This window comes from Bradyrhizobium murdochi, from assembly GCF_000472965.1.
GTDB classification, from domain to species: Bacteria; Pseudomonadota; Alphaproteobacteria; order Rhizobiales; family Xanthobacteraceae; genus Bradyrhizobium; species Bradyrhizobium murdochi.
This window is the reverse complement of the sequence record NZ_AXAU01000010.1, coordinates 166,290-179,141: the sequence shown is the minus strand read 5'-3', so window position 1 is coordinate 179,141 and position 12,852 is coordinate 166,290. Positions and strand designations below refer to the sequence as shown.

Here is a 12,852-nt window from a genome sequence, read left to right as displayed (position 1 = left end):
CGAGCGAAGGTGTTAGTCGGTTCGCGTGAAGAGCTGCGACGTAATCTCCTCTGAATCCGGAACGAGCGTGTGCTGAGATATCCGTCGCTACGAAGGCCGCTCGATATCCTGTTTCTGGTATGTTGCATCGCGCTGACGGCCGACGTGCTGGTCCCCGAAATCTGGGGCAACGGCAAGACCAAGGACTATCCGCTCTGGTTCTGGGCCGGTCAGCAGGTGTTGCACGGCAAGAATCTCTATCCTGACGACCTCGCCGCCTATTTCGAATTCATCTATCCGCCGCTGTCGGCGGTGCTGCTGGCGATTCCGAGCTGGTTCGGCAAGATCCCGCTCTATCTCTGCCTGTCGTTTCTCAACATCGTCGCGTGGTGGATGACGGCGCAATTCTCGCACGCGATGGCGGGATCAGGGCACAAGCCCGGGCCATGGCTGGAAGCACTGCCCGGCCTCGTCACTGTCACCTTCGTGTTCGACATGTTCGACCTTGGCCAGCCGAACCTGCTACTGCTGGCGCTGATGCTCTACGGATTCTGGCTGCTGCGCGATCAGCGCGGCTGGATGGCAGGAAGCATGTTTGCGCTCGCTACCGCGATCAAGGTGTTTCCGGTCGCGGTGTTGCCTTATCTGGTGTGGCGAAGACAGTGGGCGGCAGCCGCGAGCATGCTGGTTTTCATCGGCCTGTTTCTGTTCGTGCTGCCGGCGCCGTTTCGCGGCTTCCAGCACAATTTCACGGAACTGAGGACCTGGTACCAGGGCATGGTGGGTTCGAGTTCGGAGAAGGGGTTCGGGCAGCGCGATACGCAGAACTGGTCGTGGGTCAACCAGTCGATCATCGCGGTGACGCACCGGCTGACGCGGCCAGTCAACTACAACCAGGACAATCCGGCCAAACCCGTGCGCACGATGAACATCGTCGACGTCGATTTCAGGACGGCGAACTGGATCGTGGTGGCGATCTCGCTCGCGATCGGGCTCGGCTATCTCGCTGTTATGCCGCCGGCCCCGCGCCGCACGGAACGTTCGGATGCCGAAGAGATCGGCATCCTGTTTTGCCTGATCACGGTAGCTTCGCCGCTTGCCCGGCAATACTACTTCCTGTGGCTGTTCTTCCCGATCACTGTTTTGGTCCACCGTGCCGCTTACGATCCGCGCCCGGCGGTCAAAACCGGGACATGGACGTTGCTCGCCGTGGCGGGCGGGTTGCTGTGCCTGTCGCTGCCGCTGTTCCCGGTTGATGTGCAGGCCTATGGCAACAATCTCGCCGCCACCATCCTGCTCGCGGCGGGGCTGGTCTGGCACATATTGCATCCGCCTGCCGCGGATGTTGCCTTGCCTCAGGCCGCGGGCAAGCTACAACTTGACGCTAACAACAAGGCTCACAGCCAAGGATAACAAGCCATGTCCAACGCCAAGATCCAGCCGGTCCTCGATCACATCGACGCCGATTTCGACAACAGTCTCGAGCGGCTGTTCGCGCTGTTGCGGATCAAGTCGATCTCGGCCGATCCGGCTTTTGTCGGCGATTGCAAGGCGGCCGCCGATCATCTGGCGAAGGATATCGCCACACTCGGATTCAAGGCCGAGGTGAGGCCGACGGCTGGGCACCCGGCGATCGTTGCCAAGCTCAATGGCACCAGCGAAGGACGGCCGCACGTTCTGTTCTACGGCCATTATGATGTGCAGCCGGTCGATCCGCTCAATCTGTGGCACCGGCCGCCATTCGAGCCCGTTGTCACCGACCATGCCGACGGCCGCAAGATCATCGTCGCGCGCGGCGCGGAGGACGACAAGGGCCAGTTGATGACTTTCGTCGAGGCGTGCCGCGCCTGGAAGAAGGTCACAGGGTCGCTGCCGGTCGACATCACCATCATCATCGAGGGCGAGGAGGAAATCGGATCGAAGAATTTCGTGCCGTTCCTTGAGGCGAACAAGGCTGACCTGAAGGCCGATTTCGCGCTGGTCTGCGACACCGGCATGTGGGACCAGAACACGCCGGCGATCACGACCTCGCTGCGCGGGCTTGTCTATGACGAGGTCAAGATCAAGGCCGCCAATCGCGACCTGCATTCCGGCATTTTTGGCGGCGGCGCGCGCAATCCGATCCGGGTGCTGACCAACATTCTCGGCGGCCTGCATGACGAGAACGGCCACATCACCATTCCCGGATTCTACGATGGCGTAAAAGACCTGCCGCCGGACATCCTGGCGCAGTGGAAGAACCTCAACCTCACGCCGGAGTCATTCCTGAAGCCGATCGGCCTTTCGATTCCGGCCGGTGAAAAGGATCGCCTGCTGATCGAGCAGGTTTCCTCGCGCCCGACCTGCGATATCAACGGCATCATCGGCGGCTACACGGGGGAAGGCTCCAAGACCGTGATCCCGGCGGAAGCTTCCGCGAAAGTTTCGTTCCGCCTGGTGGAGGGACAAGACCCGGAAAAGATCCGAAAAGCGTTCCGAGATTACGTCCGCGCGCGCGTGCCTGCCGACTGCAAGGCCGAGTTCACCGACCATTCCAACGCGCCGGCGATTGCGCTCGACTGGAACATGAAGCCGCTGGCGGCCGCCAAGCGTGCGCTGACGGACGAGTGGGGCAAGGAAGCGCTCCTGATCGGCTCCGGCGCCTCGATCCCGATCGTGGCGGATTTCAAGCGCACGCTCGGCCTCGACACCGTGCTGGTCGGCTTCGGCCTCGACGACGACAACATCCATTCGCCGAACGAGAAGTACGATTTGAAGAGCTACCACAAGGGTATCCGCTCCTGGGCGCGGATCCTGGGCGCGTTCGCGGAGGGAGCAAAGTAGCGCGGGAGCGGTAGGGTGGGCAAAGGCGCTCTTGCGCCGTGCCCACCATTCTCTCCGCGGAATTGGTTTGAATGGTGGGCACGCTCCGCTTTGCCCACCCTACGATACGCCCAGATAAAAACGCCGCCCGGGATTGGACGGCGTTTGATTCCGAGACGTGTAGAGGGTGTATGGCAGCCAGTTTAGCGCATCCGCGCGGCTTGTCCACCGGATACTCTCGTCGCGCTCACTCGACCGGGTAGGGTCCCTCGCGAAAGACGCGGTCGTGATAGCCCTTGCTGCCAATCTGCCGCGCGAGTGGACTGCGGATGTCATCGCCGGCCTGCAGCCGCGCAATCAGCGCGCGGAAATCATGGCGCGGTCGCCAGCCGAGTTCGGCACGCGCGCGGTCGTTGACGTAGACGCGATCGATGCCTGGAATCATCGTCCAGCCGCGCCGCGCAAATTCGCCCTCAAACTCCGGCACATAGCGGCGGACCACACGCGGCGCGTCGTGGCGCAGTTCCGCCGTGTCGTTCCGTGAGAATGGCGTACTTGCGCTGATGATGTATTTCGCGAAGCCGATCGTTGGGGCGCGGTCGGCCGCCATCAGATGCGCGCTGACCACGTCTTCGATGTCGACGCGGCGATAGAGGAACTCGTTGGTCTTGATGTTGGCGTCGGTGTAGGCCTCGCGCGTCGCGCGATTGTCATCCTCTTCAGGGAAGAAACGCGAGGTGCGCAGCACGATGGTGCGAAGCGCGTGATTTCGCGCAAAGAGCTGGCACAGATCCTCCGCGGCAGCCTTGGTGACGCCATAGATATTTTTCGGCACGGCCGCGATATCTTCGGTGATCCAGGCCGCAGGCTCGCCCGGCGGTGGCACCAGCGCCTCGCCGAAGACGCTTGTGGTGCTGGTGTAGACGAACGCCGTGACGCCGGCTGCGGCGGCCTCTTCGAGCAGATTAAGCGTGCCTGATATGTTGACGTCGATAAATTCCTGGCGGCTGTGGGTCGCCACGTGCGGCTTGTGCAGCGTCGCGGCGTGCAGCACGGTCGTCACGCCCTTCATGCAACGGCGCGCGAAAGCGCGATCGGCGATCGAGCCCAAATGGTGCGTAAACGCGCCGGGCAGAACGTCAATACCGATGGCCTTGCGCCGATGCGCCTGCAACGTACGCATCAGCGCCTCGCCGAGATGGCCGGAACTGCCGGTCACCAGTGCCGTCACGCCGCAATAACCTTTCGCGCGCTCGAGAGTGGTTGATTTCGAGAGCGAACGTAGCCCTGCACCAGCTCAGCAGCAAGGCGCGGGCCGGGCGCGGCTGTTATGCGGGATCAGGGCGCCGGAATCGCCAACAGCGTCGAGATGGCGCGGCCGCGGATGTCGTAGACGCGGGCAAACACGACATCGTCGCGCTTGATTTCCACCATCACCGGCGCGGTGAGGCCCTTGCAGTAGAACTCGCCCAGCGTCATCGCGAAGTCGGCCGACTGGCTGTCCCAGCCGATCGTGAAGTCCGGGCCGAGCGCCACCTGCGCCGGACGCTGCGGGCCGCACACCGCGACCTTCCACTTGCGTCCCAGTGGAGGAAATTCCTGCCGTTCGACCAACTCCTCGCGCAGACCGTCGGAAGCCTGCTTCAGCGCCAACCCCCAGTAATCCAGCATAAACATCTTGTCGGCGCCGCGAACCGTGCCGGCAATGTGATTGAAATGGGTGTATTCATAAGGGTGCAGGCGGATCATCTCGCTGAGTGGCAGCAGCAAACCGAACGAGAACACCGCAAGCGCGGCGGGCTGCCAACTGCGGCGATTTTGCTTCAGCCATTTCATTCCCCAGGCGAACGCGACGCCCGCAAGCACCGTCATCGGCGGGATGACGAAGATGAAATGCCGGATACCGTTGTAGAGCGCCGGCCGCTTCACCATCGCGATCACCAGCGGCAGTGTCGCCGCCAGCGTCAGCATCAACAGGATGGTCTTGCGGCGGGCGGCTACGTCAGCGCGCGACAGCGACGTGAAAGTGCCGACGACACCGCCAATCAAGAGCGCGAGCAATATCTCGGGAAGCTGCAGCGCGAACAACGTCGGCAGATACGACCACGGCATGTCCGGCACCGAGACCAGCGCGCCGTCGAACATTTCTTTCCAGGGCTTTTCGAAGAAATGCGAGAAGTAGGTCAGCGCCTGGAACGGATGGCCGGGCTCCATGATCGACCACGGCCACACCAGGCCCATGATCAGGTATCCGAACACGAGCCCCGGGACCAGGACGTACACGACATGAGCGAAGCGGTGGATCGCCTCGCGCGGACCTTGCTTGCGAACGTCCTCGATCAACAGTGGGACGAAGCCCACCATCGCATAGACCACCGCCAGCCCGCCGAGAATTCGGCAGCCGATCGAGAGACCGGCGCCGAGGCCCACGATCAGGATCGTACGCGGCGAGGGCGCGGGATACTCCTCGGCGAGGCGCACCAGACCCAGGATCAGGATCACCATCGAGACGGCAAACGGCGCGTCCTTCGGGTTCATGAACATGTGCCCGTAGAAGGTCGGGCACAGCGCCAGCAGCAGCAGCGTCGCGAGCCCGGCAAGCGGGCCGCCGACGCGCCGCGCCAGCCGCCAGGTCACGGCAAGGCCGATCAGGCCGACGACGGCGCCGAGCAGCCGGCGCGTTTCGAACAATTCTAGCGGAATGACCTTGTGCAGCAGGGCGGCCGCCATGTCGAAGCCGCCGCCATACATGTAGAGATTGGCGAACGACAGCGCGCCGGTGTCCTTGAAGCCGGAACCGTACATCCGCAGCAGCAGATCGGCATATTCGGCGTGCGTGTAGTCGTCCCAGCCCAGCCCATAGTCGCGGAAGGTCAGGCCAGCAACGAGCGTGACAACGGCCAACGTGAAGATGGCGAGGTCGTCACAGGTCCGCTCCATCGAGCGCCGCGCAGGCGTATCGAGAGCAGAAGTCGTAATAGATGACATGGCGATTGGTAACCCAGCGTCCCCTATGGCCCAGCGTGGATATTCTTGAGCCTCATTCCCCGGGTACCCATATAGCGCAGTTCCATTACCAAGTAATTGGGAATTGTGGCGTAAATCCCTGATGCAATGCAACAAAAGGGAAGTAATTGGTAGGCGGTAAAGTTACGGGTGCCGGAGTGAACGGCACCTGAATGGCACGAAAGGATTCCTGCAACCGAACGACGCCATGCGGAACCTAGTGCGCAATTGGCGGGTGGCGATGCGCACAATATGACGGTATCGTGGCTTTGGGCGGCTTGCGAGCGTTTTGGGCGCGGCTGAGGGTTAGTTCAAATGATGGTTGTTATGTTGGTCGCCGGGATCGGCCTCGTTTTGGCGGGGCTGCTGGCGATCGGCTTCGGGATCCCGATCAAGGAATTCAGCACCGGCAACACGCTGATCATCGCCGGTGTGATCGGCGTCTGCACCGGCGCGATCATGCTCGCACTCTGGATAGCGGTCCGGGAGCTGAAAAACGTTGCGCGGCGGCTCGCCGCTAGTATGCCTGAAGCGCGCGGCGAGGCCGCGGTGCGGCCGGTACTTCCGGCTGGCGCGACGCGGGATTCCGCTTCCTTCGGCGGCGGTTTCCCAGCCGCCGAACAGCCCGCTGGTCCTGGATCATTCTCCCCAACGCCGCCGCCTTTCTCGCCAGCGGCGCCGCCCCCTTGGCAGAACGAGGCTGTCCTGCGGGATCACCCGATCCCGGAACCGACCCACCCCGAACCGCCACCATCGGCTCCGAAACCGAAGCGCAATTTGCTGTTTTCCTCGACGTCACGAAGAGAGCGCGAGCGCGCGCAGGGGCGCGCCGGTGAGCCGGTGCCGCCGGACCTTTTGTCATCGGACCTGCGTTCCAATCCACCCACCGTGCCGCCGGTCGAGCCGGCCGAAACGCCGCGGGCGTCGTTCGAGGATGCCTGGCCGAAAGCGGAGCGCGCAAAATCTGGCGAAACCCCGCCGCAGCGCCGCGGCGGCCGCACACCCCCGGCGCCCGTGGAAACCAATGGCGGACCGCCGCGCACGGAGGATCAGCCGGCGGTGACGGTGCTGAAGTCCGGCGTCGTCGATGGCATGGCCTATTCCCTCTACTCTGACGGTTCGATCGAGGCCCAGATGCCGGAGGGGATGATGCGCTTCGCCTCGATCGACGAACTGCGCGCGCATCTCGATCAGCGGTCCTGACCCGGCAATACTTGCCGCGAGAGCGGTTGTTGAAAATAAAGCGCCGCCGTTCTTGTCAGTTTCCCGGCACTTCGTTCATATACGCCAAGTTGTATAGGATGCCGCCGATGTATAGGCGCGGTTGGATACTGTCCGAACCGTGCGGATGCATCGTGATTCCAGAAGGTTGAGCCATGACCGATCCCGCCGGCAAGACGCCCGTCGAACTGACCGCCAATATCGTATCGGCCTATCTCAGCAACAACCCGACCCAGGCCTCGGAAATCCCGAACCTGATCAGCCAGGTCCACGCCGCGCTGATTCGGGTCTCGAGCGGCCGGCCCGAAACGCCGCTCGAGCCGGCCAAGCCGGCCGTGTCGGTGAAGAAGTCGATGACGCCGGAATATCTGGTCTGTCTGGAGGACGGCAAGCGCTTCAAGTCGCTGAAGCGCCATCTGCGCACGCAGTACAACATGACGCCGGAGCAATACCGCGACAAATGGGGGCTACCGCCGGATTATCCCATGGTGGCGCCGAACTACGCGGTGGCGCGTTCGCAACTCGCCAAGAAGATGGGACTCGGCCAGCAGGCACGGAAGCGGAAGTAAGCCAAAGCGTTTTCAAGCGAAGTGGGAACCGGTTCGCGTGAAGAAAACGCGTCAAAGAAAAGATAAGCCTATCTATTACGAAGCCGCGGCAAGCGCCTCGCGCGCGTCGGAGCGGATGCGCTCTACCATGGAGCGTAGGCCGTTGGAACGCTGCGGCGTCAGGTGCTCGCGAAATCCGAATTCGTCGAATACCGCGAGCGCATCCGTTGAAAGGATGTGCTGCGGCGTGCGGCCGGAATAGAGCGTGAGCAGGATTGCGATCAGACCGCGCACGATGTGAGCGTCACTGTCGCCCAGATATTTCAGCCTCGGTTCGCCGTTGCCGCTGCGGTCGATCTGCCTGGAAAGCCAGACCTGGCTGACGCAGCCATTGACCTTGTTCTCGGCGGAATGCTCGGCCTCCGGCATCGGGTCGAGGGTGCGGCCGAGTTCAATGACGTACCGGTAGCGGTCGTCCCACTCGTCCAGCAGTTCGAAATTGTCCCTGATTTCGTCGATCGTCATCTTGGCCCGCGTCCGTTTTCGTAAGTCTTATATAGGATGCGGATTGAACGAAAGCGACGGAAACGGAACCGGTTCCGCGGCCTTATTTTGAGGCCAACGGGGTCCGCGGCAGCCGCCATTCGATCGCCATGTCATCCTCCGTCAGCGCTTCCGTGGGCGAGGCGGCCGCGGTCACGGCCTCGGCGTCGCCGGCGGTGCCGATCGAGCTGGTATGGTCGGGCTTCTTGTCGGGGACGGCGGGCGGCTCGGGCTTCTTGTCGGTGATGATCTTGTACAATTGGCGGGCGCCCTCCTGGGCGCGCTGGCCGAGCGCGGTGGCGGCCTGGCCACCGACCTCGCAGGCCGCCGGCTGGCGCTTGCAGAACTGGCCCATGTCGGAGACGGCGGCGGTCGCAGCCGATACGGCCTCGGACGCGCCGATCTGCGGCACCTTGTCCGATTCAGGCGTCTTTTCTCTGGGCAACAGCACGAGCACGAGCCCGAGCCAGAATGCCATGCGAAGCAGAAAAAACATCTCGCGACCCCGGTCGTCTCTTATGGTTGTGTTGCGGTTAAGTCCGCTAGCTTTGTTTCTGACTAACAGCCCTCGATAAATCGCAAGTGTTTGCATTGAGGTAAAATCGCTGAAAATTTTCTGAAAACCGCAACGATTGGATTCGGCGTAAATTTTCGATTGACGACCACCGCCGCGCGAAAATTCGCGCCGCTCGCGCATCCACCATTTCGAAACCATAGATTGATCGCGCTGGAAACCTATCGTTCACCATCCGGGTCAAATGACCGTCGCGCGAGACGTCAAAACTCCGCGGATGCGCGTTGTTGGTCGGCCATGCGCCGGGCCTTAGCGTTCGCTTAAGTTCACTCTGACACGGTGACGCAAAGATAAGGGGGCGTTCCGGCGCGTCTGTCTGACGACCAAGCCGAAGCGCGGGAGCCGTGATTGTTTTGAGTATCATCCGCGATTGTCTCGATGCGCTGCTGCATCCCTCGGCACGATATGATGCGCTGACGCGTGCGCGTCATCGCGCTTTCATGGCGCCGCGGCTGCTCGGCAGCCTGGTGGCGCTTGCGGCCTTTCCGGTCTATCTGGCGATGCGCGGGGCGCCCTCGGCGCTCGAGGTCGCTGCCTTCGCCTGGCTGATCGCGCCCATCCTGTTGTCCTGGTTCCTGTCGCGCACCGGCCGCTACGAGGGCGCGCATATCCTGTCTGCGCTGGCGCTGGCAGGCCTTGTGATGATGGTCGCCGTGACCACCGGCGGTATCGAATCGTTCGCCGCGGTCTGGCTCATCGTCGTTCCCTTGGAAGCGGCGCTGTCGGCCTCGCGCCGCGTGGTCGTGTTTGCCTCTGCGCTTGCGCTGTCATGCGCCGCCTCGCTGATCGCGCTCGGGCATTTTCACCTGCTGCCGATGGCGGAGCCGAACGCGGCGCTGCGCGGCATCCTGATGGGTGCCGGCGTTGCTTCGGCAACGCTCTATGCGGCGGGACTGGCCGTTAGCGCGGAATCGCTGGCGCGCACTTCCGTATCGCTACTCTATCTCGAGGAAGACCGCTATCGTCTGCTTGCGCGAAACATGAGCGACGTGATTTCGCGTCACAACCGCAGCGGCGCCGTGGAGTTCATTTCGCCGGCGGCGGAAGCCATGCTCGGCACGCCCGGCGCCCGGCTCACCGGCCATGGATTGTTCGACCGCGTCCATGTCGCCGATCGTCCGGCCTATCTCACCGCCCTGTCGGATGCGGCGCGCGGCAGCGAGCAGCGCAGCGTCGAATTCCGCCTGCGCCGCGACGCGGTCCGCGGCCAGAACCCTTCCGCCGATTTCATCTGGGTCGAGATGCGTTGCCGGCCGCTCGAGCAGGTTTCGCCCGAGGCCGATGTCGTCGCCGTGATGCGCGACGTCACCGACCGCAAGATCCAGGAGCAGGCTCTTGAAATGGCGCGCACCGCCGCCGAGCAGGCGGATGCCTCCAAGACGCGGTTCCTGGCTACCATGAGCCATGAACTGCGCACGCCGCTGAACGCCATCATCGGCTTCTCCGAGATGATCGTGCACGAAGAGGCGATGATGCTCGACGCCGCGCGCCGCAGGGAATATGCGCAGTTGATCAACGATTCCGGCCAGCATCTGTTGTCGGTCGTCAACGGCATCCTCGACATGTCCAAGATGGAAACCGGCAATTTCGAAATTTCGCCGGAGCCGTTCGCGCCGCGCGCGGCACTGCTGCACTGCTGCAATTTGCTGGCGCTGAAGGCGCGCGACAACGGCGTCGACCTGATCACCCGCGCAGCGGAGGACTTGCCCATGATGAACGGCGATCCCCGCGCGTTCAAGCAGATCGCGCTGAACCTCATCACCAACGCCATCAAGTTCACCGAGCGCGGCGGCAGCGTGACGGTTTCCGCTGCGGTCGAGGGATCGCGGCTGATGCTGAGCGTCACCGATACCGGGGTCGGTATCGCCGCCGAGGATCTCGCGCGGATCGGCGATCCGTTCTTCCAGGCCGGCAAGACCTATCAGCGCAAGCACGAAGGCACTGGCCTCGGTCTGTCGATCGTCAAGGGTCTGGTTGGATTGCACAACGGCGAGATGAACGTGCAGAGCAGGGTCGGCGAGGGTACCACGGTGGCTGTTACCTTGCCGCTTGACTTTGCGCCTTCGCTGACCACTTCGAACAACGTCGCGACGCTGAAACCGGCGGAGCGACCCGAATCTCAGGATCCCGAATCTCAGGATGAAGTCCATCAGGTGAAGAAACGTGCCTAGGCGTATTGACGACGATGACGAGATGCCGCGCCGCCGCCGTCGCAGCGCGAAAGCGGTTGCGATCGAAGCGGAGGAAGGGCGCGGCCTCGTGATGCGCATTGTCCTGCACAGCCCGAAAGACATGATCGCGGGCCTGCTCGCGGCTGCCGCAATCTGCGCTATTGTCGCCAATGCGCTGTTCCTGCAGGCCGGCCGCCATCCCTCGCCGATGTTCGGCTCAGTCGTGACGCTGCCGGCGCCGCAAGCTGCGGTCGTCAGTCCGCTGCCGCGCCCGCGCCCGGTCGAGATAACAAGGCCGGTCGATTCTGATCCGCCGGAAATCAGGCCGGTCGAGGTGAGGGGCGCCGATCCCAAACACGTCGAGACCAAGAGCGCCGAGTCCAGGAACGATTCCAGGAACAACGATTCCAAGAACGCCGATCCGATGGCCAATCTCGTGGTCAAGTCGACCGGCGCGCCCACCGCGGCCCCTTCCAATGTGGCACGTCCGCCGGCGCCGATTCCGGCGAATGGGCAAAACGCCGGCGCGCGTCGCGTGGCGGCGGTGCAGCGCGCACTGACGCAATATGGCTACGGCCAGTTGAAGCCGACCGGCGCGGTCGGTGCGGACACCCAGGCCGCGATCTCGAAATTCGAGCGCGACCGCAAGCTGCCGGTGACCGGCCAGATGTCCGATCGCCTGGTGAAGGAGCTCACGGCGATGATCGGCCATCCGATCGACTAGGGGCGAAACGGACTGTTATTTGTAATGACAATGTCATTGCAAATCGGATATGGTTCCAGCAAAGGAGATTGGACCATGTCGGCGACTGCCCGTGACACCCTGAATATGCGCATCAAGCCCGAGGATCGGACCCTGTTCGATTGGGCGGCCAAGGCTCAAGGTAAGACGCGCACGGACTTCATTCTCGAGGCGGCTCGACGCGCTGCCGAAGAGGCGTTGCTCGATCGCGCGGTCATCCAGGTGAGTGCCAAAGCTTACGCGAAGTTTGTTGCGCGGCTCGAAGCGCCACCATCGCCGAACAAGCGCCTCAAGCGCACCATGCAGGCGAGGGCCCCCTGGAATGAAGCTTAGCCCTCCGTCACCGATCGAGGGCAGTTACGACGTTTCAGCGTTTTCGTGTGGTCATTCAGCTCTTGACGACTGGCTCAAGCGTCGCGCGCTAGCCAATCACAAGAGCGGTGCATCGCGACCGTTCGTCGTCTGCGAGGAAAATCGTGTCGTTGCCTACTACGCTCTCGCGGCAGGCGCGCTTGCCTGCGCGGAGGCGACCGGAAGATTCCGGCGCAATATGCCTGACCCGATTCCGGTAGCCATCCTCGCCCGACTTGCCATCGATACCGGCTTCCAGAAACGAGGCTTGGGACGTGCCCTGTTCCGCGACGCCGCGCTGCGCATATTGAGCGCGGCCGATGCCATCGGCATACGCGGACTTTTGGTGCACGCAATATCCGAGGAAGCTGCAAGTTTTTATCGCGCTATCGGCGTGGAATCCTCACCGGCAAACCCGCAGACGCTGATGGTTACTTTGGCCGATCTGCAGGCGTCTCTTTGAAACACTCGATCGTGCGAGGTAGATATGCCGCGAAGCGTCACGGATCGCAGGCTGGCGGCACTAGCTTCCGCCTGGTCGCTGGCCTATCGTCCGTCACATGCGATTGAAATCAAGCATCTGGGTGGCCGCATACCTGCGCCGCTGCCAGAACGAGGGAATTTTTGGCGCCGTGCGCAAGCGCGGGGCAGAGGAGGCGGGGGCGGTTTTCGTCAAGGTGGCGCTGCTCGACGGCAACGCCATGCTGTATGCGCCTGCGCCGCAGACCGTCTATGACGAGAGTCGTCCAGCCGAGCGGCTGTTCGCGCCGGCCTCGCCGCAGCCGGTGCCCGAGCAATCGGTGGAGGAGCGTCTCGCCAAGGAACTCCGTTTTGATCCCGACGCCTGGATCGTCGAGACCGAAGATCGCGCAGGGCGGCACTTTCTCGATTTGGCCAAAGCCTAGAAGCGGCGAA

The 12,852-nt window shown here is 63.0% G+C and carries 13 protein-coding genes; 9 read left to right on the top strand and 4 right to left on the bottom strand.

Going from position 1 to position 12,852, the window contains the following annotated elements; genetic code table 11:
- Positions 1-69: 69 nt before the first annotated feature.
- Both YUO_RS0120300 and YUO_RS0120295 read left to right on the top strand, forming a co-directional pair.
- Positions 70-1,392: a glycosyltransferase family 87 protein gene (locus YUO_RS0120300; protein ID WP_235782768.1), complete on the top strand. Its 1,323-nt coding sequence runs from the start codon at positions 70-72 to the stop codon at positions 1,390-1,392.
- A gap of 6 nt (positions 1,393-1,398) precedes the next feature.
- Positions 1,399-2,802 carry a M20/M25/M40 family metallo-hydrolase gene (locus YUO_RS0120295; protein ID WP_028348927.1) on the top strand — a complete coding sequence of 468 codons (1,404 nt, stop codon included), beginning with the start codon at positions 1,399-1,401 and terminating at the stop codon, positions 2,800-2,802.
- A gap of 226 nt (positions 2,803-3,028) precedes the next feature.
- Here the strand turns inward: YUO_RS0120295 and YUO_RS0120290 are convergent, their stop codons facing one another.
- Both YUO_RS0120290 and YUO_RS0120285 read right to left on the bottom strand, forming a co-directional pair.
- On the bottom strand, positions 3,029-4,012 hold the full coding sequence (locus YUO_RS0120290; protein ID WP_028348926.1) for an NAD-dependent epimerase/dehydratase family protein: 984 nt from the start codon (positions 4,010-4,012) through the stop codon (positions 3,029-3,031).
- A 107-nt stretch (positions 4,013-4,119) separates the two neighbouring features.
- Positions 4,120-5,769: a glycosyltransferase family 39 protein gene (locus YUO_RS0120285; protein ID WP_028348925.1), complete on the bottom strand. Its 1,650-nt coding sequence runs from the start codon at positions 5,767-5,769 to the stop codon at positions 4,120-4,122.
- A 333-nt stretch (positions 5,770-6,102) separates the two neighbouring features.
- Here YUO_RS0120285 and YUO_RS0120280 point away from each other — a divergent pair, with 333 nt between their 5' ends.
- Positions 6,103-6,990: a hypothetical protein gene (locus tag YUO_RS0120280; protein ID WP_028348924.1), complete on the top strand. Its 888-nt coding sequence runs from the start codon at positions 6,103-6,105 to the stop codon at positions 6,988-6,990.
- Between the two features lie 173 nt (positions 6,991-7,163).
- Positions 7,164-7,577, top strand: coding sequence for a Ros/MucR family transcriptional regulator (locus tag YUO_RS0120275; protein WP_028348923.1), 414 nt, complete (start codon positions 7,164-7,166; stop codon positions 7,575-7,577).
- A 75-nt stretch (positions 7,578-7,652) separates the two neighbouring features.
- Here YUO_RS0120275 and YUO_RS0120270 read toward each other — a convergent pair whose 3' ends face one another.
- Positions 7,653-8,081, bottom strand: a complete 429-nt coding sequence (locus tag YUO_RS0120270; protein WP_028348922.1) for a SufE family protein — start codon at positions 8,079-8,081, stop codon at positions 7,653-7,655.
- Between the two features lie 82 nt (positions 8,082-8,163).
- The gene (locus YUO_RS0120265) at positions 8,164-8,595 is read right to left on the bottom strand and encodes a DUF5330 domain-containing protein (RefSeq protein ID WP_028348921.1); all 432 of its coding nucleotides are present in this window, start codon (positions 8,593-8,595) and stop codon (positions 8,164-8,166) included.
- A 422-nt stretch (positions 8,596-9,017) separates the two neighbouring features.
- Here YUO_RS0120265 and YUO_RS0120260 point away from each other — a divergent pair, with 422 nt between their 5' ends.
- The 5 genes from YUO_RS0120260 (at position 9,018) to YUO_RS0120240 (ending at position 12,842) form a co-directional block, all read left to right on the top strand.
- Positions 9,018-10,844, top strand: coding sequence for a PAS domain-containing sensor histidine kinase (locus YUO_RS0120260; RefSeq protein WP_035727121.1), 1,827 nt, complete (start codon positions 9,018-9,020; stop codon positions 10,842-10,844).
- Complete coding sequence (locus YUO_RS0120255; protein WP_028348919.1) at positions 10,837-11,568, top strand: peptidoglycan-binding domain-containing protein; 732 nt, start codon at positions 10,837-10,839, stop codon at positions 11,566-11,568. Before YUO_RS0120260 ends, YUO_RS0120255 begins: the two co-directional genes overlap by 8 nt.
- 75 nt (positions 11,569-11,643) lie before the next feature.
- Complete coding sequence (locus tag YUO_RS0120250; protein WP_028348918.1) at positions 11,644-11,919, top strand: type II toxin-antitoxin system TacA family antitoxin; 276 nt, start codon at positions 11,644-11,646, stop codon at positions 11,917-11,919.
- Positions 11,909-12,400: a GNAT family N-acetyltransferase gene (locus tag YUO_RS44845; protein WP_083754646.1), complete on the top strand. Its 492-nt coding sequence runs from the start codon at positions 11,909-11,911 to the stop codon at positions 12,398-12,400. Before YUO_RS0120250 ends, YUO_RS44845 begins: the two co-directional genes overlap by 11 nt.
- Before the next feature lie 97 nt (positions 12,401-12,497).
- Positions 12,498-12,842, top strand: a complete 345-nt coding sequence (locus YUO_RS0120240) for a DUF1491 family protein (RefSeq protein WP_028348916.1) — start codon at positions 12,498-12,500, stop codon at positions 12,840-12,842.
- The last annotated feature ends 10 nt before the right edge of the window (positions 12,843-12,852 follow it).

Excerpts from the sequence above, each read along its gene's own strand:
- YUO_RS0120295 (WP_028348927.1), top strand. The coding sequence starts at position 1,399 with ATGTCCAACGCCAAGATCCAGCCGGTCCTCGATCACATCGACGCCGAT.
- YUO_RS0120285 (WP_028348925.1), bottom strand. The coding sequence starts at position 5,769 with ATGTCATCTATTACGACTTCTGCTCTCGATACGCCTGCGCGGCGCTCG.
- YUO_RS0120280 (WP_028348924.1), top strand. The coding sequence starts at position 6,103 with ATGATGGTTGTTATGTTGGTCGCCGGGATCGGCCTCGTTTTGGCGGGG.
- YUO_RS0120275 (WP_028348923.1), top strand. The coding sequence starts at position 7,164 with ATGACCGATCCCGCCGGCAAGACGCCCGTCGAACTGACCGCCAATATC.
- YUO_RS0120270 (WP_028348922.1), bottom strand. The coding sequence starts at position 8,081 with ATGACGATCGACGAAATCAGGGACAATTTCGAACTGCTGGACGAGTGG.
- YUO_RS0120265 (WP_028348921.1), bottom strand. The coding sequence starts at position 8,595 with ATGTTTTTTCTGCTTCGCATGGCATTCTGGCTCGGGCTCGTGCTCGTG.
- YUO_RS0120250 (WP_028348918.1), top strand. The coding sequence starts at position 11,644 with ATGTCGGCGACTGCCCGTGACACCCTGAATATGCGCATCAAGCCCGAG.
- YUO_RS44845 (WP_083754646.1), top strand. The coding sequence starts at position 11,909 with ATGAAGCTTAGCCCTCCGTCACCGATCGAGGGCAGTTACGACGTTTCA.
- YUO_RS0120240 (WP_028348916.1), top strand. The coding sequence starts at position 12,498 with ATGCGATTGAAATCAAGCATCTGGGTGGCCGCATACCTGCGCCGCTGC.